Origin of the sequence: Actinomadura sp. DC4, from assembly GCF_030406325.1 — a bacterium.
In the GTDB taxonomy this organism is placed as follows: Bacteria; Actinomycetota; Actinomycetes; order Streptosporangiales; family Streptosporangiaceae; genus Actinoallomurus.
The window spans coordinates 127,275-150,426 of sequence record NZ_JAUEQY010000010.1; the positions used below are offsets into that span (position 1 = coordinate 127,275).

A 23,152-nucleotide genomic window follows, 5' to 3' on the forward strand; every position below is an offset into this window, starting at 1 on the left:
AGGTGGCTCCGGAATCAGAAGGAGGGGACGGGCTCGGGGAGTTCGGCGGCCTCGGCGCGGCCGAGCGCGGCGCCCTCGGGCCCGCGCCGCGCGTACCCGCGCAGGAGCCCGATGTTGACCACGACGAGCACCAGGAACAGCGCGGTGACGCCGGCCGTGACGGAGGCCATCGCGGCCCGGCTCATCGGTCGCACGGCGTCTTCGGTGCGCAGCACCCCGTAGATCAGCCAGGGCTGACGGCTGTTCTCGCGGTAGAACCAGCCGCCCAGCATCGCGACGTACGGCACCCCGATGACGCGCACCAGCACGGCCTGGAACAGCCGCCCGCGCACCATCCAGCGGGGGATCAGGAGCTTGAGCAGGGCGACCAGCGAGATCAGGAACATCGCCAGCCAGGCGAACATCATGAGGTACGCGCCGACCTCGCCCGCCGCCGTCAGCCGGTCGTGCGTGTAGTCGAACTGCGGGACGCCGAACAGGATCGAGGGCAGGATCGCGACGACGACCGCGACCAGGCCGGTCCGCAGCGACCGGCGGAAGAACTCATCCGGGCCGGTGCGCCGCATGTGCCAGGCGCTGATCCCGGCCATGAAGAACCCGCCGACGAGGAGGGCCCCGGAGACGATGTGGCCGAGCGGCAGGAGCGCCGCCGGGTTGGTGAACAGCTTCGTGGCGCTGTCGATACGGAGTTCGCCGCCGGCCTGGACGTACCCGACCGGGTTGGTCAGGAAGCCGTTCGCGACCAGGATGAAGTACGCCGAGACGTACCCGGTCAGCGTCACGATCCAGATCAGCGCGAGGTGCGCGTGGCGGTTCAGCCGGTCCCAGCCGAAGATCCACAGGCCGAGGAACGTGGACTCGACGAAGAACGCGACCAGGGTCTCCATCGCGAGCGGCGCCCCGAAGACGTCTCTGGCGCGGTCGGTCAGCCCGGGCCAGTTCAGCCCGAACTGGAACTCCATGAGCAGCCCGGTCACGATGCCGACCGCGTAGTTGATCACGTAGAGCTGGCCCCAGAAACGCACCATCCCCCGCAGCACGTCACTGTCCTTGGCGACCGCGCGGGTCTGGGTGATGGCGACCAGCGTGGCGAGCCCGAGCGTCAGCGCGACGAAGAGGAAGTGCGTGCCGGCCGTGACGGCGAACAGCAGCCGGGCGAGCGACAGCGTGCTCAAGGGGAGGCCTCCAGAAACGTGGACCGGCGCTCGGACGACCGGAAAGTCGTAACTCAACCGGAAACGAACCCGTCCACGCGTCAGACCCGGGCCTACAACCCGTCTACATCTTTCGCAGCAGTACCCCGCCCGGCGTACTGCGGAAGAAGTACGGCGTCAGCCCAGCCAGCCGGGCCGGACCATGCCCGACTCGTAGGCGAGCACGACGAGCTGGGCGCGGTCGCGTGCCGCGAGTTTGGTGAGGACCCGGCTGACGTGGGTCTTCGCCGTGGCCGGGCTGACCACGAGCCGTGCCGCGATCTCGTCGTTGGACAGACCGGCGGCGACGAGGACCATGACCTCGCGTTCGCGGTCGGTGAGACTGTCGAGAGCGCGTGAGGGCGGCGGCACCTTGATGCGGGTGGCGAACTCCGCGATCAGCCGCCGCGTCACCGAGGGCGCGAGCAGGGCGTCGCCGCGCGCGGTGACCCGTACGCCGTGGATCAGCTCGATCGGATCGGTGTCCTTGACGAGGAAGCCGCTCGCCCCGGCCTTGAGGGCGGTGTAGACATAGTCGTCGAGGTCGAAGGTGGTCAGGATCACGACCCTGACCTCGGACAACGCCGCGTCGTCGACGATCCGCCGGGTCGCCTCCAGGCCGTCGAGCACGGGCATGCGGATGTCCATCAGGACCACGTCGGGCCGCGTCGCCGTGGCGACGCGCACCGCCTCGGCCCCGTCTCCCGCCTCCGCGACCACGGTGATGTCGTCCTCACCGTCGAGAATCGACCGGAAACCGGCGCGGACGAGTTTCTGGTCGTCGGCGAGCATGACCCGTATCGGGGAATCCACCCTCACATCATCACATCGCGTCGGACCGTAGCGGCAGCGACGCCCGTACGAGGAAGCCGCCGCCGGGGCGCGGGCCGGCCGCGAGCGCGCCGCCGAGGGTGGCCGCGCGCTCCCGCATGCCGCGGATGCCGTTGCCCTCCGGTACGTCGGCGCCCTTCCCGTCGTCGCCCACCTCGACCACCACGTGCTCGGCGTCGTAGCGCACGATGACGGTGGCGGTGGCCGTGCCCGCGTGGCGTACGGCGTTGGTGAGCGCCTCCTGGACGATGCGGTAGGCGGCCAGATCCACCGGCGCGGGCAGCGGGCCGCGGTCGCCGGAGATGATGACCCGTACGGGCAGCCCGGCGTCCTTGGTCCGTTTGATGAGGTCGCCGAGCCGGTCCAGGGAGGGCGCCGGGGCCAGCGGGCCGGCCTCGTCGACCTGGCGGAGCACGCCGAGCGTCGTACGCAGCTCGCGCAGCGTCTCCTTGCTGGCGTCCTTGATCGCGCTGAGCGCGGTGTAGGCCTGCTCGGGCTCGCGGCGGTGCAGCGCGGCCCCGGCCTGCACGTTGATCAGCGAGATCTTGTGCGCCAGGACGTCATGCAGCTCACGGGCGATGCGCAGGCGTTCCTCGGTGGCCCGCCGCAGCGCTTCCTCCTCGCGCGTACGCTCCGCCTCGTCGGCCCGCCGCCGGGCCTCGGCGATGTAGGCACGGTGGTAGCGGCTGATCTCGCCCGCGCACAGCACCACGAGCACCCAGGCGAGCACGCTCAAGAACCGCCCGACGCGGGCCGGGCCGACCATGAACTCGGCCCAGGCGAACACCGCCAGCCCGGCCGCCGTGCCGAGGTACGCGGAGAGGCGCTGTCCCCGGGCCGCCGCGAGGAAGGAGGCGATCGCGAACGTGATCATCTCCGGGCCGTCCGGGAACGGCCCGATGTAGTAGTACGCGGTAGAGAGGGCGGCCACGGTGACGGCCGGCAGGGGGAAACGGCGCTGGAAGACCAGTGCGGCGGTGCCCAGCACGATCATCGCGTAGGCCTTGAGGTCCGCCACGTGGAAGCCGCGGGCGTGGAAGACCGTGCCGGCCACGACGACCACCGTGACGGTGGCGCCGAGGACCAGATCCCCGCGGCCTGCGTACCTGTTCACGGTTGAAACCGTAATCGACCGATCGCACCCTTTACCTGCTCACGGTGCTTCCGTCGCAGGTCGGGTAGGTATTAATGGGTTAGGGGACCGAGATTCGAGGGCGGTCGTCGTGGCCGTCGGACCGGGAGATCGGTGATGGCACTGCCCGAACTGGCACGGGGGATGGACGACCGGCTGGGCATGGCCGGGTTCTTGAAGAAGGCGCTGAAGAAGGCATTTCCGGACCACTGGACGTTCATGCTCGGCGAGATCGCGATGTACTCGTTCGTGATCATCATCGCCACCGGGATCTTCCTGACGTTCTTCTTCAAACCCAGCATGGGGGAGGTCGTCTACAACGGGTCGTACGTCCCGCTTCGCGGGGTCCGGATGAGCGAGGCGTACGACTCGACGCTGCGCATCAGCTTCGACGTCCGCGGCGGGATGCTCATCCGGCAGATCCACCACTGGGCCACGGTCGTCTTCCTGGCCGCGATCGTCGCGCACATGCTGCGCAACTTCTTCACCGGGGCCTTCCGCAAGCCGCGCGAGCTGAACTGGCTGATCGGCGTGGTGCTGTTCGTCCTGGCCATGCTGAACGGGCTGTTCGGTTACTCGCTGCCCGACGACCTGCTCTCCGGCACCGGCATCCGCATCCTCCAGGGCGTGCTGCTCGCCATCCCGATCGTCGGGTCGTACCTGTCGATGTGGGTGTTCGGCGGGCTCTTCCCGGGCGAGGAGATCATTCCCAGGCTCTACACGATCCACGTCCTGCTGATTCCGGGCATCCTGCTCGCCCTGGTCCCGCTGCACGCGGTCGTCCTCACCTGGCACCAGACCCACACGCAGTACCCCGCGAAGGGCCGTACGGAGGGGACGGTCGAGGGCAAGCCGTTCTGGCCGTCCTTCGTGATGAAGACGCTGGCGTTTCAGATGTGGGTGTTCGCGGGGATCTGCCTGCTGGCGACCTTCGCGCAGATCAACCCGATCTGGCTGTTCGGGCCGTACAGCCCGGGGGCGATCAGCGCCGGCTCGCAGCCCGACTGGTACATGGGCTGGCTGGACGGGTCGCTGCGGCTCATGCCGGGTTGGGACATCAGCCTGTTCGGGTACATCGTCCCGATGGGCGTACTGATCCCGGCGCTCGTGATCCCAGGGCTGATCTTCACGGCGCTCGCGGTCTACCCGTTCATCGAACGGTGGGCGACCGGCGACCGCGAGGTCCACAACCTGCTCGACCGGCCGCGCGACGTGCCCGCACGAGTCGGCATCGGCGTGGCCGGGATGACCTTCTACGGCCTGCTCTGGCTGGCCGGCGCCGGCGACATCATCGCCAGGACCTTCGAGATCCCGCTGCACGGCGTGAGCTGGTTCTTCCGCGTCGCGGTACTGGTCGGGCCGTTCGTGGCGTTCGAGATCGCCCGCCGGATCGCGGTCGCCCTGCAGCGCCGCGAGGGCGCGATGCTCTCGCACGGCGTCGAGACCGGCGTGATCGTACGGCAGCCCGGCGGCGAGTACACCGAGCGGGAACGCCCGGTCACCTCCGAGGAGGAGGCGGTGATCCGCAGCCGGCGCCCGCTCCCCGTGCTGCCCGCGGTCGGCCCGGACGGAGAGGGCGTGAAGCCGACATATCGTCCGGCGGCCCGGCTCCGGGTCCGCCTCAACCGGCTCTACTTCGAGGACATCGTGCCGCTGCCCAACGGCGAGCACGACGAACGCCCGGCGGTCGAGCCGAAGAAGCCGCCGCTCTGACAACCGGTCAGATCGGGTGAGCGTCTTCCTTGCGTGCATCCGATGGGAAAACTGGTAGTAGCTGTGGCTCTGGCCGGTACGACGGCGTTCGGCGCGACGCCGGACTGGCGGAAGGTGCCGCACTCGGCGACCGAGGCCACGTTAATGGACGTCGCCCCGATCAGCGGCACGGACGCCTGGTCGGTCGGGGAGCGGCAGCCGCCGTCCGACACCGCCTATCCCCTCGCCGAGCACTGGGACGGCACGTCGTGGACCGAGGTCCCGGTGCCCGCCACGCCCACGGGGTCGGGTGAGCTCGACGGAGTCAGCGCCGTGGCCACGAACGACGTCTGGGCCGTGGGCGACAGCAACGGACTGGGCCCGGTCCTGCGGCACTGGGACGGCACGTCCTGGGCCGCGGTCGCGCCCGCGGCACCGCCCTCCGGCGATCATGTCGGCGCCGACCGGCTGTACGACGTGGCGGCGTTGCCGGCCGGCCGTGCCTGGGCCGTGGGGCGGTATTCCGGCCGGAGCACCCCGAGCCCGGTGACCCTCATCGAGAGCTGGGACGGCCACGCGTGGACGCGGATGACGACGCCGAGCCCCGGGCTGTACGACAACACCCTGCAGGGCGTGGCGGCGGTGTCCGCCACCGACGCCTGGGCGGTCGGCTGGTCCGCCGGTGACCAGGGCAACGCCGCGCTCGCCCTGCACTGGAACGGCAAGACGTGGACCCGAGCCACGATGAAGCCGCCGGCCGGCAACACCGAGCTCCAGGGCGTCACCGCCGTGTCGGCCAATGACGTCTGGGCGGTCGGCGACAACGAGGGCCGGCCGCTGGTCATGCACTGGGACGGCACACGCTGGACCGCACTGCCCCGTCCCTCGGTGACCTCGGCGTGGCTGTACTCGGCCGCGCCCTCGCCCCAGGGCGGAGTCTGGGTGGCGGGCTACCAGATGACCGACGACGGCACGGTGAGCCGGCCCCTGTTCCTGCGCTGGAACGGCACCGCCTGGACCACCGGCACCAGCGAGGAGACCGAGGGCGCGGTGCACGGCCTCGCTCGCTCGGGCTCCTCGATCTGGGCGGTGGGGACGACCTCGCCGTGCTCGTGCTACGTCGCGCCGCCGCTGGTGGAGGTCTCAGGTACCCAGTAGCGCGGCCTCGATCGCGCGGTGGAACGTCGGGAAGGCATAGATCATCTCGCGCAGTTTCCGAACCGGGACCTCGGCGTGCACCGCGACCGCGAGCGCGCCGAGGATCTCGCCGCCGTACGGTCCGGCGCTCGTGGCCCCGACCAGTCTGCCGTCGCTCTCGATCAGCTTGAGGAAGCCCTCGGCGCCGTGCAGCCAGCCGCGGCTCGAGTTCGCCAGGTCGGTCGTGTAGATCTTGATGTCCCGCCCCTGCTCGCGCGCCTGCTTCTCGGTGAGGCCGACGGCGCCGATCTCCGGGTCGGTGAAGGTCACGCGGGGCAGCGCGTGGTAGTCGGCGCGGGGACCGTCCTCACCGAGGATGTCGCGCGCGGCGATGCGGGCCTGGTAGACCGAGACGTGCGTGAAGGCGCCCTTTCCGGTGATGTCGCCCACCGCCCAGAGCCCGTCGCCGGCGCGCAGCCGGTCGTCGACCTCGACGAAGCGCTGCTGGTCGTCCAGGCCGACGGTGTCGAGGCCGAGACCTTGGAGGTTCGTACGGCGGCCGATGGCGACGAGGAGCTTCTCGGCGCGGATGTCGTCGTTGACGACGAAAGCGTCGTCGTACCGGACCTGCTCGGCCTTCGCCCCGACGCGTACGTCGATGCCTTCGGCCTCGAAGACCTTCTTCAGGAGCGCGCCGGACTCCGGCTCCTCGGGCGAGACGAGCCGTTCGGCCGCCTCGACCACGGTCACCCGGCTGCCGAACCGGCTGAACACCTGCGCCAGCTCACAGCCGATCGCCCCGCCGCCGAGCACGATCAGCGACTCCGGTCGCGTCTTCGTCTCGATCGCCTCGCGGTTGGTCCAGTACGGGGTGTCGCTCAGCCCGTCGATCTTCGGGACGGCCGGCGCCGTGCCGGTGGCGATGACGACGCCCCGGCGTGCCCTGAAGACCTCGTCCCCGACGCGTACCTCTTTTGGCCCGGTCAGGCGCCCCTTGCCGCGTACGAGCCGGCCGCCCTTGTCCGTGAAGCGCTTGACCGCGGCCTCGTCGTTCCAGTCGGCGGTGACCTCTTGCACGCGTTCCGCGACCTTCTGCCACTCCGGCGTGATCTCCGCCGTACCGGCCAGGTTCTCTACACGTCGCCCCTCGGCCAGCGCGTCGGCCGCGCGGACCATGGCCTTGCTCGGAATGCACCCCCAGTACGGACATTCGCCCCCGACCAGGCGATCCTCGATCCCGACCACGCTGAGCCCGGCCGCGGCGAGACTCCCCGCGACCTCTTCCCCACCTGGTCCCATGCCGATGACTACGACGTCGACGTCCATGGGCCAGATCATTCCCTGTCTCGTCAATTCGCGACACTTTGCGCGATGGCGCGCTCGTAGAGTTTCCTCACGTCATCGTCGAAGTAGGCGCTGTAGGAGACCTGGTCCTCGACGCCACCGAGCTGATACCCCCCGATCACCCCGACCACCTCACCGCGCTTGGTCTTGGGGTCGTAGTGGGTGAGCCAGGGACTGCCGCTGGTGCCGGGCGGGTAGCCGCTGCAGGCGAACCGCATCTGGTATTTCAGCTGCTGGGTGGTCTTGTTGATGCAGGTCACAGGCTCGTCGGAGCTGGTGGGATAGCCGGTGACCCGCACGATGTTGTGGAACCCCTGGCCGATCCCGAGCAGGTTGGACCCGAGGACGTCGGCGATGTTCTTGCCGTTCAGGGGGTCGAGGACGGCGAAGCCGACGTCGAGGTCCTGGTCGGAGTTCTTCGCCCACCGGTCGTCGACGAACTGCGCCTTCACCTTCCAGACGCCGTACGGGGCGTTGCCGTCGCGGTAGCCGGGGACGAAGACGAGGTTGGTGAGGTAACCGCCGCCTCGTCCGGAGTGGACGCAGTGGGCGGCGGTGATGATCAGGTTGCGTTTTGGGCTGTCGACGGCGCTGGCCGTGCAGAAGTGGTCGCCCTTGGTGTCGTGGGAGAAGAGAGCACCGACGCGCTTGCCGAAGCTGGCCGGCTCGGCCGTTGGGGTGCCTGAAGGCGGATGGGCTCTTAGGAAGCGTTCACGGCTCCAAGGAGTGGTGTTGCCGGCGGGCTGTGGCAGGCCGGATCCGGCGCAGCCGGCGCAGAGCGCGGCGACCAGTCCCACCGCCACCATGACCCTGCGCATCGCGACCCCCTCGCGCGATTTCTTCCCTTGTGAAATAACTCGGCAAACTCCGGATTGCCTGAGTGTCGGGGTGCTGAATTCGTCTGGCGGGCGCCGCCGCGCTTCACCTTGCGTCCGGTCGGGTTTGAGTAGATTGCTGCCATGACTGGGACGGATGAGTGGTTGGTTCCGCTGGCGCGTTCGTCGGGCGCGCTGACGCTTGTCTGCGTTCCCTACGCGGGGGGCAGGCCAGGGGTGTTCGTGCCCCTCGCGCGAGGGCTGGACGGCGTCGACGTGCTCGCGGTGCAGCTCCCCGGGCACGGGGCGCGCTTGCGGGAGAAGCCGCTCACCTCTGTCGCGGCCATCGTTCCGGGGCTTGCCGCCGCGGTCGCGGAGCAGGTTCGCGGGCCGTACATCGTGCTCGGGCACAGCATGGGCGGGTTGGTCGGGGTCGAGCTGGTACGCGCGCTCCAGGAAGAGCGCGGGCCCGAGCACTTCATCGTCTCCGCGTGCCGGGCGCCCAGTGAGCTGGAACAGGGCCAGAACTGGTACCGGCTGCCCGACGACGACCTCGTCGCCGCTCTCGTCTCCCTCGGCGCCGATCCCGTGCCGCTCGCGATTCAGGAGTTGCGGGACTTCGCGCTCCCCGTGCTGCGAGCCGACCTCGAGGTCGTCGAGAGCTTCGACTGCGGCGTACGGCCGAAGCTGCGGTGTCCGGTCACGGCGATCTCGGGGACCGAGGACCCCGACGCCATGCCCGAACTCATGCTCGACTGGGAGCGGGAGGCGGGCGGCGGGTTCCGGACCAAGGCGATCTCCGGTGGGCACTTTCTGCTCGAGGAGCGGCCGGCCGAAATGCTCCACGCCGTCCGGGACGTACTCGACGGGTGTTGACGGGCCCCGCGACGGCGCGCGGCCAACATGCTGGCCTGCGGAAACTGTGGTGGAACCGCCAAAGGGCGAGATAAGGTGACTTGCCCGGTTACCCCGACGTGAGTCCCCCTTTTCGGCCCGCAACACCGCATACCGCACCGGGGCTTCGAGCCACCCGCCGACAAACCGCCGCCCCCGCGACGACGCCAGGAGGTCACGTCGATGGGACCCGTACATCCCGCCCATAGGTGTGCAGATCCCGTACGACTCCGCGCCACGCGAGGCGCGGATCGTGCCGCCGGAGGTGGCGCCCGGCCCGCCTGACACGAATCCCCCTGGAGCAGAACGTGACGTGGAAAATCAACATCAACACCGACCTGGGAGACGGCGGCGAGGAACTCGTCCCGCTGATCCCGTCGGTCACCGTCGCGTGCGGGTTCCACGCCGGGGATCCCCGGACCATGCATCGCGTGACGGCGCAGGCCGTAGAGGCGGGCATCGACGTCGGCGCGCTCGTCTCGTTCGGGGACCCGAGCCGTCTGCGCGATGACGTGCTCTACCAGATCGGCGCCCTCGACGCGTTCCTCCGGGCCGAGGGCGGCGCGATGCGCCACGTCAAACCGTACGGCCCGTTGTGCGGCCGGCGCGAGGAGTACGCGCGTGCGCTCCTGGAGGCCGTGGCCGCGTACGACGACGAGATGATCGTCATCGCCGGCCCGGGGTGGCCGCAGCGGCTGGCCGGGGAGTACGGCCTCACGGTCGTCCACGAGGGCTACATCGACCTGGAGTACGGGTCCGACGGCTATCCGCAGGTCGAGCAGGTCAAGAAGGCCCACCACCCGGACGACGTCGTACGACGCGCCCTCGGCATCGTCAAGGAACGTACGGCGCGGGCGCTGGACGGCTCCATGCTCGACGTCGCGACGCCGACCCTGGCCCTGCACGGCGACATGCCGAACATCCTTGAGGTGACCCGGCACGTACGACAGCGGCTGGCCGAGGAGGATATCGAGGTCGTCGGCCTCACTCCGGCCCTGGCGGCGGCGTGATCGGGCACCGGATCGCCGCGATCCCGGGGGACGGCATCGGCAGGGAGGTCCTGCCGGCGGCGCAGCGGGTACTGGACGCGGCGGCGTCGAGATACGACGTCCGGCTGAGCTGGGAAGAGCTCCCGTGGAGCTGCGCGTGGTACGCGGAGCACGGCGCCATGATGCCGGCGGACGGCATCGACCGCTTGCGTGAGACGGACGCGATCTTCGTAGGAGCGATCGGTCATCCGAGAGTGCCTGACCACGTCTCGCTATGGGGATTGCTGATCCCGATCCGGCGCGCTTTCGATCAGTACGTGAACCTGCGCCCGGCACGACTGCTGCCCGGGCTCGCGAGCCCGCTGCGTGACTGCGGTCGCTTCGACGTCGCGATCGTCCGGGAGAACACCGAGGGCGAGTACTCCGACGTCGGCGGCCGCTTCGCGACCCCGGCGGGCGACGTGGCCGTCCAGGAGTCGATCTTCACACGACGGGGGTGCGAGCGGGTGCTGCGGTACGCGTTCGCGCTGGCACGGAGTCGTGGGGGCCGGCTCATCTCGGCGACCAAGTCCAACGGGATCATGCACACGATGCCGTTCTGGGACGAGGTCACGGCCGAGGTGGCCGCCGAGCATCCGGATGTCGAGTGGCGGCGGATGCATGTCGACGCCTTGGCGGCGCGCTTCATCACCGACCCGGAGGACTTGGACGTCGTGGTCGGCTCGAACCTGTTCGGCGACATCTTGAGCGACCTGGCCGCCGCGGTCTCGGGGTCTTTGGGCGTGGCGCCGTCGGCGAACTTGGACCCGACGAGGGAGAACCCGTCGATGTTCGAGCCGGTCCACGGCTCCGCCCCGGACATCGCAGGCCGAGGCGTGGCCAACCCGATCGCCCAGGTCTGGTGCGGCGCGATGATGCTCGAACACCTGGGCCACCCGGAGGCGGCAGCCGACGTCCTCGCCGCGATCGAGACCGTCACCGCCGACCCCGTGCTGCGCACCCGCGACCTGGGCGGTAAGGCCACGACAAAGGACGTCACCTCCGCGCTGGTCGATGTCCTGGCAAAGGCCTGATGCTCGGCGGCTTTGACTTAGCGTGACGTGACGTCGCGTTCTCTTGAATGGCGAAGGATTGGTGGAATGCCGGAAGCAACGATGACACCACATGCCTGATCGTTGCCGAGGGTCCTTTAATTAGCTGATCTTGCCAGGCTTTATGAACGCCTCATGGCGGACATGGTCATCCTGGCCGACGAAGGCTTTGAAAGCCTTGAGCCGATACGCAACTAGTTTTCGATCTTCAGTCTCAATCTTGAAGTCCTGCTTGAGATGGTTAATGTGGCGCTCGAACGCTGAAGCGTCGAGAGGCTGATCGAGCCTGCGATTGATCTCTTCCATTGTCAGGAAGTCGCTGGCACCGCGCAGCACAGCGTAAAGGGGATCGTGGGTGGTCTTTGTAAGCTCGACAAGAGGCTGGGGGTCGCCTTGGTGGGAGAGCGCACGGTAAATTTGCGCTCCAATCGCGCGAGCCACTGGGGGCGGGAATGCGTTGCCGATCTGTCGGTAGTTGGAAGTCTTACGCCCTGTGAACGTCCAGCTGTAATCCAACCCGTTCCAACCTTGGAGTCGGGCGACCATCTCGCAGGTCAGCATGGGTCTGAAGCCCTCCTGCGCTCCTCTAACCGACTTTGGAGATCCCTTAGGGGTAGGGCCGTTGCCGAGTACTCGTGCGTTAACGCCTAGTTCCGCCCAGGCGCGTTTGGCTCGTGTCGGGCCCAGGTCAGCGCCACCGTGCTTCTTGGAACCGCCAACGATCGTCGGGGCAATATCGTTGGCCCCCGCAGCCCAATGCGCGGCCCATCTCCAGCCGTCTTCGGCCATCAGGTCCTTAAGAGTCTCGCCCACTGTCCTGGCCTGGCCTTGCTTCTCGGGCCACTGAAAGTACTGGAAGTCCTCCGGCTTCATCGCGACCAGGACGAACCGGGGCCGAAGCTGAGGCACGCCGTAGTCCGAGGCGTGCAGTAGTTGCCAGTCTCCGATGTAACCGAGGTCTCTGAGCCGATCTAGTACATGCTGGCGGTAAGCGGAGAAGCGCGGCATGCTCAGTCCCCGTACGTTCTCCAGCAGGAGTGCGCGGGGTTTCATGATCCCGCAGAGCTCGATCGCCCAGGCAAACAGGTCCCGCTCGTCGGTAGCGCCGAGTTGCTTGCCCGCGATGGTGAACGGCGGGCACGGCACTCCGCCAGCAAGAAGATCTATACCCATGTAATCGGAGGGGTTCCAGATGTCGGGATTGGCGACGTCCCCTTCGGCGATCTTCCAGTCTGGCCGGTTGTGACGGAGAGTGTTGGCAGCGTTGGCATCCAGTTCGACCGCCAGGTCATGCTCGAACCCGGCCAGCTCTAGCCCCAGAGACTGCCCGCCGGCGCCGGCGCAGATCTCGACAACCTTGAAAGAATCCATGGAGTCCCCCTCGTCGTTCCACAGCGGCGGTTGCAGGCCAGGCGAGGAGGGACTCATGGGGACTATCTTCCCTCATGCGACCCTCGTGCTGGCGAATCAAAGGAACTAAGGCAAGATCGTGTCCAACGTCCCAGGCGCCGACCCCCGCGAAGCAGCGTGGGCTAAGGGCGCTTATCCCCGCCCCATGAACGAAGGCCGGTCGCGCAACATGCGGGCGAACCGCCGTGCGGACACCAAGCCGGAAGTAGCTCTGCGCAGAGCTCTCCATGGCCTGGGCTACCGGTACCGGAAGGACTTCCGCCTTGATCTTCCTGGCGGGGTCCGGGTGCGGCCTGACATCGTGTTCACGGCCAAGAAGATCGCAGTCTTTGTTGACGGCTGCTTCTGGCATGTCTGTCCTGAGCACGGGCGCCAGCCAACGACAAACGAGTGGTACTGGACTCCGAAGCTGAGGCGGAACATGGAACGTGACCGCGCTGCCGACGCTGCACTTACCGCTTCCGGGTGGCAAGTTGTACGCCTCTGGGAACACGAGCCCCTCCCTTCCGCGGTCGACGCGGTGGTCGAGGCGCTGCATCCCGTTCAACTCGGACACAGGATCGACGCTACTCGGGAGCAGTGACAAGACGAGAGGCGCCCCAACGGGGCAGGTGTTGATTTACTCCTCCTGCCTCTTCGTGCTCGGAAGCGCAGGGGCCTGCTCGATTCGGTCGTCCAGGCCCGGCACGGCAACTACCCAGTCATCGCCGTCTAGTCGTACCGAAGGCATGTCCCGATGGTGGGCTTTGCGCCTCGCGAGACGTACGCTCACGAACTCGCCTAGCCCAGGAGCCGGGAGATGGAGTGCCTTGGCGATGGCCACGTGGCTGCTGTACTGCCCAAGGATGACGATGCCGTCAGGTCGGAGACTACTTCGAGACCCGCCGTTGCCGCGGACTCGCTTCATGTAGTCGTCTTGCCGGGCAACGGTGGCGACCACCGTACGGCTGATCCGCCTGCCTTGCGCTAGCCGAAACAGGGCATCAACGCGCTTAGTGCCGTGCGTGTGCCCGAAGATCTCTTTCACCGTCTCCGGTGGGATGCGTAGCAGTGCATTCTCGGGCAATGGCCGGTCCTTGAACACCCAGGTCACCTGGGACCTACCACTTTTCGAGAGCTGCCGCTTGCGATCCCGGTTGCCTTCCGAGCGTGAGAGTACCTCCTCCGTTGCCCGAATCAAGCCCGCCGACCACAAACCGTCATCATCGTTAGCCCAGAGTCCGAGAAGTAGATGAGTCATGGCCTCTGGCGGGATCATCCAGGCGGCCAGCTTCTGAGAGAACTTGCAGTCGACGTCAACGCCGCAGATGGCGAAGTCCATCGTGGCTCCATCAGCGAAGCGAAACTCTCGTTGCAGGTTGATCTCGACGAGAGTGCCGAAGTGGGTCTTCTCCGTCTTGTAGAGCTCATCCCACCTGTATCGGCCCGTGTGCTGGCCATCGAGCAGCATGTCGTAGGTCTCGCGGATTACCCGAGCGAATCGGAGGCCCTCTGGATCCGCGACTCTGAGATGCCTGGTGACCGCAGAGAGTTCATCGTCGGCGGAGGCGCCACACTCATCGAACAGCTTGGGCTGATTGAGGGGGTTTGTCACCAAAGAAGAGTAGCGGGGGTTTCATCCCCCAGCGTAGCTACCGATCTTGGAGGGCAGACAGCGTTTTGTGGTGTTTTGTGACGATTCGACTGCCAAATAGGCTATCTCTCGCCGCTCTTCCTTGGTCCAGAGCTCACCCTCATCGTGAAGGCCTAACAAGCCAGTCCTCTCAAAGGCTCGTCGGTGCACGAAACTCCTTGACCACGGCTTGGTCATGGCGAGACGCTTCTTCATACGCTGACGAGGGGACTTCGTGTGGCCAACGAGGCGAGCGGTCCAGCGCCGTCGCTGCTTCAGCAGTACCAGGCCTGGACCAACCCAGACCTTGGGAAGATCGGAGATGACCGGCAGGCCTTCTTCACCGACGCGCTGATCGTTCTCGACACGAACGTGCTGCTGGATCTCTACCGGTATACGCCCGAGGCCCGGAATCAAATCCTTGACGCCCTGCGGCTAGTCGCCCCGCGGCTCTGGCTCCCCTACCAGGTCGGGTTGGAGTTCGTAACGAGCCGGCGGGGTGTTATCGCGGACCGAACCGACAAACTCCGGAAGGCAAAGTCACAGCTCGATCAACCTTTCCGGGAAGCTTGGAAAGGTGTTCAGGGAGCACTGGACGGGGTGAAGGCGCTGCTCGATACATTCGCCGCCGACGAGGCAGGCCAGGCGGAGTTGGATAATCTGATCAATGAGGCACTCTTTAAAGATCTCGTTAAACCATGGCGGCAAATCCTCTGCGAGCGCATCGACGAGCTGAAAGCCTCCCAGGATATCGGGGTGGACAATTTCAGTGACGGTTCAGATCCAATTCTTCCCGAGGTTGCGGCACTGTACGGTGAAAGAATTGGTCCCATCCCGGACCCTCACGAACGACGGAGCCTTGTCGAGTACGCTGTTGGTTATCGGTATCCGAACAAGATACCGCCCGGTTACCTGGACGCTGGTAAGCCGACTTCTCTTCGGGCGGCGGGTGATTACCTCCTATGGGAGGAGATGATTGAGCATGTGCGGAACGCGGCCACGCTGGAATACGTTCTATTCGTTTCTGGCGACGTAAAGGCTGATTGGTATGAGCCGCCTGGGCCCGACTCTGACTCGTGGCGGCCATGGCCGTCGCTCATTGACGAGTTCAGAACCCGCGCGAACGCTGACCTGCTGATTGTAGAGACCAAGATCTTCTTCGAGGGAATTAGCGAGTTCCTCGATGCCAAACTCACTTCTAGTACGGTCGAGGAGATCAGTCGCGCAGCAGAATCCCGTGACGATGCCAACGATACGTTGGAAGAAGCGGTCACGGCCAAAGAGGCGGCAACCTTGCCTCTCCCAGAGGGATTGCCCTTGACCGCCTATCGGGCGGCCCACCTTTCCAGTTCAACGATCAGGAGTGCTGTCACGGGCACCAGCAATCGGCTGTTTCAATGGTGGCTGGTCGGCGTGACCCTGGAACTAGCGCTGCGAGAACCTAACCTCGACGAGCCTGTAGTGGACCTCCTCGCTGTTGTTACGGGTGAGTTGCCACCTTCGCCGGACTGGATCCGGGGAACAATCCTGCACCGAGGAGAGTTTCCCGCGCCTAGCTCCACGTGGATCGCTCCGTGGCTAATGCAAGTCATTAATACATCGCCAAGGGCAGACCGAGCCTCCCTCCTGCGGCTTGCGCAGCGTCAGCTCGCCCAGCGGGCTGAATCCAGCTCCGCTGGCAACACCTGGCCTGCGCCGAGCTAAAACGCACCCTCCAGGCGGTCGCGGCTGCAAATTAGAGCCAATCACTGCCCTGACCAATTCTATTTCTTGGCTCACATTTCCAAAGCAAGGACTCTCCCAATGGCGCACAAGCTACTTGACATCACGCCCACGCCGGAGGTGCTGATTGCGCTAACCCGGACGCCGATCACCCCACTGGACGCACTGAGCGAGCTGATCGACAACGCGATCGACTCGTTCCATGCGGCCGAGATCGCAGGAACGCCGTCACCCGTCCGCCATGTAGTAATCGAGGTTCCTGGCCTAAGCAAGGTAGAGCGTAGCGAAGGAGTCGTCCGGGTTCGCGACACGGGCCATGGCCTAAGCGAACAGCACATAGCGAACGCGATGCGCGCTGGATATACCTCCAAGAACCACTACGACAACCTCGGTCTGTTCGGTATGGGCTTCAATATAGCCACAGGTAAGCTCGGAAAAGTCACCCAGGTTATCTCTGCACGAGCCCAAGACGACCATGCCATCCGCGTTACGCTCGATCTGCCAGAGCTGGTCCGAAGCGGGACCTTTGAGGTCACAGCCGAGCCGATCGAGAAGCCGCAAGGCCTTGAGCATGGCACCATCGTAGAGATCCGCGACTGGTGGCCAACGGGCGACGCTAATCATGGCTTCATACGAGAGGTGGCACGCATTCCGAAGGCGACGCTACGTGAGCGGATCGGACGTCGGTACGCCACCATTCTGCGGGGTGACTCCGAGCTGGATATTCGCATCACCTTGAACGGTGAGCAATGTAAAGCGTTCGAACACTGCATGTGGTCCCAGCAACGTTTTGTAGAAAGACCGGGACACGGTCGAGTTCCAGCGCAAATTACTATTAACGAGGAACTCGGCCGATCCCAGCGATGTCTGTACGACGGCGCGGACTTTCGCGGTGCGGAGGTATGTCCGCGCTGCGGCCGCAGGGAGAGCCGGGAAATCCCGCAGCGTGTACACGGCTGGGTAGGTATTCAGCGTTTCGATGACAAGGATGACTTTGGCATCGACCTAATCCGCAACGGCCGGGCTATCCGTACCGATGAGAAGGAAGCGTTCTTCATTCACGAAGATCCGGTAACAGGTAAGAGCGAACGAGAATATCCGATCGACCAGCAATATGGCCGTATCATCGGTGAGATCCATCTTGACCACGTGCCGGTCGACTTCCAGAAGCAGAATTTCCAGACCGCCACTGAGGAATGGAGGAGCGCAATCGCGCTTCTCCGCGGTGACTCACTGCTACCCAGTAAATGGCCAGAAGGAAAGCCAAATAAGTCGCCTGTCTCAACGTTGTTTCAGGGGTACCGGAAGGTTCGCAACTTCGGCCGCGCCGACATGTATATGGGCCAGTACAACACTGCAAAACGGAAGGCTGAGCGGATCTCGCGGGAGATTGAGAAGGAGTATTATGAACGCTTCCGAAACCGGCGAGCAGGCTACTACGATGACGCTCGGTGGTGGGAGCTTGTGGAGTCGGCGAATGAGCCGCCCATCGAGGAGCTTCCCGAGTGCCCAGCGTGTACGTTCCAGAACATCAAGAACGCTGAAGCCTGTGCGGCCTGCGGCGAGATTTTCGTCGGAAGATCCTGTCTTAACGCTGATTGCCGCCGGAAGCTCTTGAGATCAGAAGGTACCTGTCCGCACTGCGGGACAGACCAAAATCCTGATGTTCGCTTTCCCTGGCGGTGTGCCGTCTGCCAAGCTGACAACAAGCCTGGCGAGGATCGCTGCGGCACGTGTGGCAGCCCAGAAGGTGCGCCTCACCCAGCTGCTCCTGATGTTCTTCGTGAGATATCCGAGCCCCTGCCCGATCTCGCAACATCCTCGCTCGTTCTCACGCTAAGCAACGGCAAGCAGACAAATCCACTCGATGTCATAGTGCGAGGCGTCTATCAACCGATTATTGCAGCACACGGCCGTCCTCCTGTTCCGCTAGTCACGGAGATCAAGCCCGGCATACTTACCGTGTTTATTAATTTGACGCATCCGGTCTTCGCAAATAGTGGTCTGCGTCCAGAATATTTGATCGCATCAGAGGCCGCGCAATACCTTTACCAAACGCACTTCGAGATGCATGGCAAGCCTGGGCACACGGTCGCTGTCCTCACGGCCGAGTTGCTCATGCAAGGCTGGGGTGACGCTGTAACTGACAACCCGGATACCGTGCGGGACGACATCAGGCAGCTGTTCAATGACATCATCGAGCGGATCCTTGACGCTCCCAATGCCAGCGATTTTTACGACGAGTTGCCTGAGGCAGATCAGACTTCAATGGCCAAGGGGATGATTAGCGCCGGCGTCGACCTAGCCGAGCTCGGCAGGCTGAAGAGCGGCGGCTACCTGAAGTATTGTTCCCGTGACGCCATCGCCGACTTCTTCGGCAAGTACCCCGTCTCTTGGTTCGGCGGTCGGGTCTGGAGCGACCCATGGCCAAGTGAGACGGAACTGGGAACGGTTGTCTCAAGCAGACTTCAAGATGATCTCCAGCTTAAGTATCTTCGCTGTCTCCAGGATTGTGCATCCTACTTGCGGTATGAGCAGCCGGAGCAGCTCTTGGTCATCCGCGCACGAGCCGCGGTGGAGTTCCTGACTAACAAATTGTCATGACTCAGCGCCTCGTAAACGATCTGCTGGTGGCCGGCACCGGATGGCAAGGATTCGAACGAATCATCGAGCGTCTCCTGCTGGCGCGAGGGTACGCTGCCGTTCAGCGGGTCGGGGCCTCCGGAGATGGCGGCGCTGACGTCATCGCAACATTGCATGGCCGACGTTGGCTTTTCCAGGTAAAGCGATGGCGCTCGCCTGTTGGCCCAAGCGCGGTTGCTGAGACCCTGGCTGCGTGTCGGCGATACGACGCCGACATCCCCGTTTTGGTCGGACTCAATGGCTTCGAATCATCGGTACACGTACAGCGCAGCCAACTTGCTGCTAGCGGGATCCCCTTGCAGCTTTGGAGTCGGCGCACCCTGATTAAGCAGGCCGAGATGGTCCCTCTCGCGCCACCTTGGGAGCGGCTCTCCAACAGATATGAGCTTCGGTCATATCAAGAACAGGCCGTCGACAGGATTATGGGAGAACACATCGTCGGCGGCCGAAGCGCGCTTATTGTCCTAGCTACGGGTCTAGGGAAGACCGTCGTCGCGGCCGATTTTTATAGGCGGTACGCCAAGCTTCGTAGGAACTCAAAGGCCCTGGTCCTCGCCCACCGTAACGAGCTCGTCTATCAGCTTGAACGGTCATTTTGGCCGATGCTTCCTGCGACTGCCGCGACTGGCGTCTGGAATGGCTACGAGCGACCGAGCCCTGACGTCTTGGCTGAACTGGACATAGTCTTCGCGTGTGTTGACAGTGTGGCGGTCGCTGTCAACTCTGGTCGCGCACTTCCCGACTTTAACCTCGTTATTGTCGACGAATGCCACCACCTCGGAACCTCGGCTTATGGCACGGTACTTGCCGAACTGTCGGCCGGAGACGGCGGCGCATTCCTTGTGGGGATGACGGCGACTCCATGGCGCCCAGACGGCAAGGCGTTGAACCAATGGTTTGACTCTCCTGTGGTGGACATCGACCTCGTCCGCGGTTTGCGTGAGGGGTACCTCTCTAACGTCGATTACAGAATGTATACGGATAATATTAATTGGGAAGCACTGACCCGAGGCTTGTCTCGAGAATCGCCCGCTCTCTCCCCAAAGGGAATTAATCGAACGCTCTTTATAGAGGAATGGGACGACGCTGTCGTTGTGCGCCTATCGGAAGCGTGGCATGAACAGTCTAAACCGCGTGGAATTGTATTCTGTGGCACAATTGATCACGCCGAACGAATGGCCGCACGGATCAACGCGCTCGGCTTCACTCGCGCCGAAGTCATTGCCTCGAAGACGGGTGACGGCAAAGTCGTAGACATCCCTACCCGTAGCCGCATCCTGTGGGACTTCGCGGACGGACGGACCGGTATCTTGTGTGCTGTAGATATTCTGAATGAGGGTGTCGACGTTCCTGATGTCAACATTGTTGTGTTTCAGCGCGTGACCCACAGTCGACGCATTTTCGTCCAGCAGCTGGGTCGTGGTCTACGCCTTGCTCCGGGTAAAGATCGTGTGGTCGTGCTTGACTTCGTCTCCGACATCCGCCGTTTCGCGGTTGGCCTCGACCTTCAGGACCAGCTCGGCCGTAGCGATTCGCTTAACCCGCGGGTCCACCTCGGTAGCAAAGTCACCTTCATGCGCGCCGATATTCCGGACCAGCCTGCCGCCGACTTCCTGCGGGAATGGTTGGGCGACGTTGCAGCAGTCCAAGATGCGGGAGAAGATGCCCACATTCTCCGTTATCCTCCTGAAGTGCCCCTCAGCTGATCTCAAGAGAGGAAGAGGTCAACCGTGAACCCCCTCGATGACTGGACCCGGCTAAAGCCAGACACTGAACTGGCTGTCGCTCAGTTGCTCTCCCAGCTTCGAGCCGGCGCTTCCACCCAGGACCTGCTCGATTCATACCTGTACGCCAAGAGACTCCTCGCGGAATCTATGCAGGCGTTTATTCGCGTTAATATCGAAGAACGCAATTCTACTTTTCACGGCCTTCGCGAACAACTTCAGGATAGGATCCATGACCGCTACGCTGGTCGGATTCCCGACCGTTACTTGAAGGTCCCTTACAGTAGTCGTGTCCATGAGGAGCTTTTTACGCTCCTCCTTCAGCGCCGAGGCGAGGCAGTTCCGGCTGCCCTGCTCCGAGTCGTGACTGGAGACTCTATCCATACGGAACGTCGCATCCGCGAGCTCCGCGAGCTTGGCCTCGACATCCGTAGCTCCAGAGAGGGCGGACACGATCTCTACACACTCGATGGCCTGGAGATCGATGTGAGCTTCGTCCCAACGATCGTAGGCAACACCGTCAAGAGGGATCGGTCTCTCCCCAGCGCCGAGCAACAAGTCCTTTTGAAGAGGATCGGTCACCGAGGTGAATAGGACTGGACCATTGTACGTCGGCGGCATATCCCGTCCGAATCATTTGACATACCCATTCATGACAGAACGCATACATTTAAAACATGATTAGCATTTTGGGTGCCCCGAAAGTTTCTCCAGGAACTTCCGGAGGCGGGTTAGGCATGACAGAGGACCCGAACCACGGAGATTGCTGCTCTTCGGTAAGCCTATGAGTGTCTGGGAGAGACAGCGTGCTGTGACGCTGTGAGTCGGCGGGACCGCTGCGGTCGGACGCAAGCGTCTGCAGACGCCGGTCTTTCTGACACAACAAACCCACCCGACATACTCTGGTACTGCGACGTCATCAGGGAGGCGAGTGGCCTTGTCCGAGAGTGGCACCATCGGGAGCCGGCTTCGGGCCATCCGGCGCGAGCGGAGCTTAACGCAGGAGGAGCTCGCGGAAGCGGCCGGCGTCAGTAGGGAGATCGTTGCGAAGCTCGAGCAGGGGCGCCGCCAGTCAGCGCGTACGACAACCCTAATGAAGCTGTCCGATGCGCTCGACGTTGATCTGTCCGAGCTCATCGGGAAGCGGGAACGTATCGGTGCCGACCGTGACGGCGGTCGGGTGCTCGCGCTCCGGGACGTCCTCATCTCCCCGTCGCTCTTGCCTGGTATCGACAGTCAAGACGACCGCGAGCCGACTGCGGTGGCAGAGTTGCAGCGGGCCGTCTACGTGGCGACCGACGCCTATTGGAAGGGTGACTTCGGTGGGCTCCTCGCGCGCCTGCCTGGTCTGATTGGCGAGGCCCGACATGCGCATACGGCGATCGGTCAGGCCGCCGTGCGGCCGCTCGCGCTCGCCTACGATCTTGGTGCTTCGCTCATGGTGCACCTCGGCCGCGACGACCTCGCCGCGCTCGCCTCTGAGCGGGCGATCGTCACCGCGCGTGGTGGCGATGACGAGCTGCTTTGGGCGACGTTGCACGCCACATACTCATGGATTCTGCTCCATCAGGCCCGAGTCACCGAGGCTGAAGCCCTGGCCGTGCGCATGGCCGGCCGCATCGAGCCGTCTTTCTCGGCCGCCGAGCCGCAGCGCATCGCCGCATGGGGCAATCTTCTCGTGACCGCCTTGGCGCCGGCGGCCGCGGCGCGGCGAGACGTCGCCGAGTACATCTCCATGGCGGGCGCCGCCGCCGAGCGGCTCGGCCACCCGGTCGGCGTCTGTCAAACGTCCTTCGGGCCCGCGACGGTGGCGATGCAAGCCACCCACGCCTACACCGTCCGGCGGGAGCCTGCACGCGCGATCGAGGCCGCGCGTCGGATTCGGCCCGGTGATCTTCGGGGCATCTCCCGCGGTCGGCATCTCCTCGACGTCGCCCAGGCGCACGCCGACGCCCGGCACCGCCGTGCGGCGGTCGAGTGTCTGCAAGAGGCGCGGGATCTGTCGCCGGTGTGGTTCCGGCATCAGGGGGTCGCGCGATCGCTGGTGCGGGACATCCGCGAGGAGGAAACTCGCCCTTCTCCGGCGATTCGGTCTCTGGCCAAGAGCTTGGCCGTGTGAAGTAGTACGAGGCGTACCACTGCGCCCCGATAAGGCGTCGCGGGTGGTACGCGGCGTCTCTGGTGTGCACGTGTCACGGAGTCTTCACTGTCGGTAGCCGCATGCGACCGACAACAGGAGCATCACGTGCGACCAGAGAGCGAAACGCTGGATGCCGTCAGGGAGGCGGTATCGCGGCGACTGCGCGGATTAACACCAATTCCGGCGTTCTGTGCCTTCCGGGCTATCGCGGACCGCGGGCGCTGTTCCCCGGCCCAAAGGCTCAAGCCCACGTGTGAGGGCCCGGGCGAATATGAGCGGTTCGGCCACGGTGCCGCGAGCCGGCGAGTGATCGACCGACACCGGTCGCATGGCGAGCGGGCGTGCACGGCATGACGGGCGTACGAGGCGTCACGGGCTATACCTATCGGTTTCCTCTTCCTCCGCATCCGATCGCCGCCGAGCAGGCGCGCATCGTGACGCGTCTCGCGCTCGACACGTGGGACATGGACGGCATCGCTGACGACGCTCTGCTCATCGTCGCCGAGCTCGTCACCAACGCCATGAAGATCGGCGATGTCTTCCACCTCACGCTGTCGTGCCAAGGCGACACCGTCCTCATCGAGGTCTCCGACGGCAGCGAGGCGATCCCCGACCCCCAACAGCAGTCCCTCAGCCGGGTGGACGGGCGTGGGCTGTTGCTGGTCGAGGCGTGCTCGAAGGACTGGGGCTGGCGGCTGGAAGACGACGGCGGCAAGACCGTCTGGGCGCTGTGCGCCGACACCAAGCCGTACAAACCCGCCGTCCAGAACGCACTTTGAAGAA

Annotated in this window: 19 protein-coding genes; 11 read left to right on the top strand and 8 right to left on the bottom strand. The window is 64.9% G+C overall.

Annotated elements, in window-relative coordinates:
- Nucleotides 1-14: 14 nt before the first annotated feature.
- From QWU11_RS18625 to QWU11_RS18635, 3 genes are all read right to left on the bottom strand, one after another.
- Nucleotides 15-1,175, bottom strand: coding sequence for a cytochrome ubiquinol oxidase subunit I (locus tag QWU11_RS18625; RefSeq protein WP_290113207.1), 1,161 nt, complete (start codon nt 1,173-1,175; stop codon nt 15-17).
- A 156-nt stretch (nt 1,176-1,331) separates the two neighbouring features.
- Nucleotides 1,332-1,985 (bottom strand): response regulator transcription factor, encoded by a 654-nt coding sequence (locus tag QWU11_RS18630; RefSeq protein WP_290114271.1) that lies wholly within the window; start codon nt 1,983-1,985, stop codon nt 1,332-1,334.
- Between the two features lie 31 nt (nt 1,986-2,016).
- On the bottom strand, nt 2,017-3,138 hold the full coding sequence (locus tag QWU11_RS18635) for a histidine kinase (protein WP_290113222.1): 1,122 nt from the start codon (nt 3,136-3,138) through the stop codon (nt 2,017-2,019).
- 135 nt (nt 3,139-3,273) lie between these two features.
- Between QWU11_RS18635 and QWU11_RS18640 the strand changes: the two genes are divergently transcribed.
- Complete coding sequence (locus QWU11_RS18640; RefSeq protein WP_290113233.1) at nt 3,274-4,869, top strand: ubiquinol-cytochrome c reductase cytochrome b subunit; 1,596 nt, start codon at nt 3,274-3,276, stop codon at nt 4,867-4,869.
- 42 nt (nt 4,870-4,911) lie between these two features.
- Nucleotides 4,912-6,006, top strand: coding sequence for a hypothetical protein (locus QWU11_RS18645; protein ID WP_290113235.1), 1,095 nt, complete (start codon nt 4,912-4,914; stop codon nt 6,004-6,006).
- Here the strand turns inward: QWU11_RS18645 and QWU11_RS18650 are convergent.
- Nucleotides 5,992-7,311, bottom strand: coding sequence for an NAD(P)/FAD-dependent oxidoreductase (locus QWU11_RS18650; protein ID WP_290113236.1), 1,320 nt, complete (start codon nt 7,309-7,311; stop codon nt 5,992-5,994). The genes QWU11_RS18645 and QWU11_RS18650 overlap by 15 nt on opposite strands.
- 23 nt (nt 7,312-7,334) lie before the next feature.
- Nucleotides 7,335-8,147: a hypothetical protein gene (locus QWU11_RS18655; protein ID WP_290113238.1), complete on the bottom strand. Its 813-nt coding sequence runs from the start codon at nt 8,145-8,147 to the stop codon at nt 7,335-7,337.
- Between the two features lie 141 nt (nt 8,148-8,288).
- Between QWU11_RS18655 and QWU11_RS18660 the strand changes: the two genes are divergently transcribed.
- The 3 genes from QWU11_RS18660 to QWU11_RS18670 all read left to right on the top strand — a co-directional run bounded on the left by QWU11_RS18660 (nt 8,289) and on the right by QWU11_RS18670 (nt 11,100).
- A complete protein-coding gene (locus tag QWU11_RS18660; RefSeq protein ID WP_290113240.1) occupies nt 8,289-9,020 on the top strand; it encodes an alpha/beta fold hydrolase in 732 nt (243 codons plus the stop codon).
- A gap of 326 nt (nt 9,021-9,346) precedes the next feature.
- Nucleotides 9,347-10,048, top strand: a complete 702-nt coding sequence (locus tag QWU11_RS18665) for a LamB/YcsF family protein (RefSeq protein WP_290113246.1) — start codon at nt 9,347-9,349, stop codon at nt 10,046-10,048.
- Nucleotides 10,045-11,100, top strand: coding sequence for a tartrate dehydrogenase (locus QWU11_RS18670; RefSeq protein ID WP_290113248.1), 1,056 nt, complete (start codon nt 10,045-10,047; stop codon nt 11,098-11,100). The genes QWU11_RS18665 and QWU11_RS18670 overlap by 4 nt, the downstream gene beginning before the upstream one ends.
- A gap of 120 nt (nt 11,101-11,220) precedes the next feature.
- On the opposite strand, the gene dcm is transcribed toward QWU11_RS18670, so the two are convergent.
- Entirely contained in the window at nt 11,221-12,489 is a 1,269-nt protein-coding gene (gene dcm / locus QWU11_RS18675) for a DNA (cytosine-5-)-methyltransferase (protein ID WP_290113250.1), read from the bottom strand.
- 184 nt (nt 12,490-12,673) lie between these two features.
- On the opposite strand from dcm, the gene QWU11_RS18680 reads away from it, so the two are divergent.
- Nucleotides 12,674-13,111 (top strand): very short patch repair endonuclease, encoded by a 438-nt coding sequence (locus QWU11_RS18680; RefSeq protein WP_290113253.1) that lies wholly within the window; start codon nt 12,674-12,676, stop codon nt 13,109-13,111.
- 36 nt (nt 13,112-13,147) lie between these two features.
- Here the strand turns inward: QWU11_RS18680 and QWU11_RS18685 are convergent, their stop codons facing one another.
- A complete protein-coding gene (locus tag QWU11_RS18685) occupies nt 13,148-14,122 on the bottom strand; it encodes a NaeI family type II restriction endonuclease (protein ID WP_290113255.1) in 975 nt (324 codons plus the stop codon).
- A 255-nt stretch (nt 14,123-14,377) separates the two neighbouring features.
- On the opposite strand from QWU11_RS18685, the gene QWU11_RS18690 reads away from it, so the two are divergent.
- From QWU11_RS18690 to QWU11_RS18700, 3 genes are all read left to right on the top strand, one after another.
- Nucleotides 14,378-15,844 (top strand): PIN-like domain-containing protein, encoded by a 1,467-nt coding sequence (locus QWU11_RS18690; protein ID WP_290113257.1) that lies wholly within the window; start codon nt 14,378-14,380, stop codon nt 15,842-15,844.
- Nucleotides 15,845-15,943: 99 nt separating this feature from the next.
- Nucleotides 15,944-18,466, top strand: coding sequence for an ATP-binding protein (locus tag QWU11_RS18695; RefSeq protein ID WP_290113267.1), 2,523 nt, complete (start codon nt 15,944-15,946; stop codon nt 18,464-18,466).
- The gene (locus QWU11_RS18700; RefSeq protein ID WP_290113273.1) at nt 18,463-20,211 is read left to right on the top strand and encodes a DEAD/DEAH box helicase family protein; all 1,749 of its coding nucleotides are present in this window, start codon (nt 18,463-18,465) and stop codon (nt 20,209-20,211) included. The genes QWU11_RS18695 and QWU11_RS18700 overlap by 4 nt, the downstream gene beginning before the upstream one ends.
- A gap of 132 nt (nt 20,212-20,343) precedes the next feature.
- On the opposite strand, the gene QWU11_RS18705 is transcribed toward QWU11_RS18700, so the two are convergent.
- Nucleotides 20,344-20,811: a hypothetical protein gene (locus tag QWU11_RS18705; protein ID WP_290113274.1), complete on the bottom strand. Its 468-nt coding sequence runs from the start codon at nt 20,809-20,811 to the stop codon at nt 20,344-20,346.
- Nucleotides 20,812-21,160: 349 nt separating this feature from the next.
- On the opposite strand from QWU11_RS18705, the gene QWU11_RS18710 reads away from it, so the two are divergent.
- Both QWU11_RS18710 and QWU11_RS18715 read left to right on the top strand, forming a co-directional pair.
- Entirely contained in the window at nt 21,161-22,348 is a 1,188-nt protein-coding gene (locus QWU11_RS18710; RefSeq protein ID WP_290113285.1) for a helix-turn-helix transcriptional regulator, read from the top strand.
- 362 nt (nt 22,349-22,710) lie between these two features.
- Entirely contained in the window at nt 22,711-23,148 is a 438-nt protein-coding gene (locus QWU11_RS18715) for an ATP-binding protein (RefSeq protein WP_290113287.1), read from the top strand.
- The last annotated feature ends 4 nt before the right edge of the window (nt 23,149-23,152 follow it).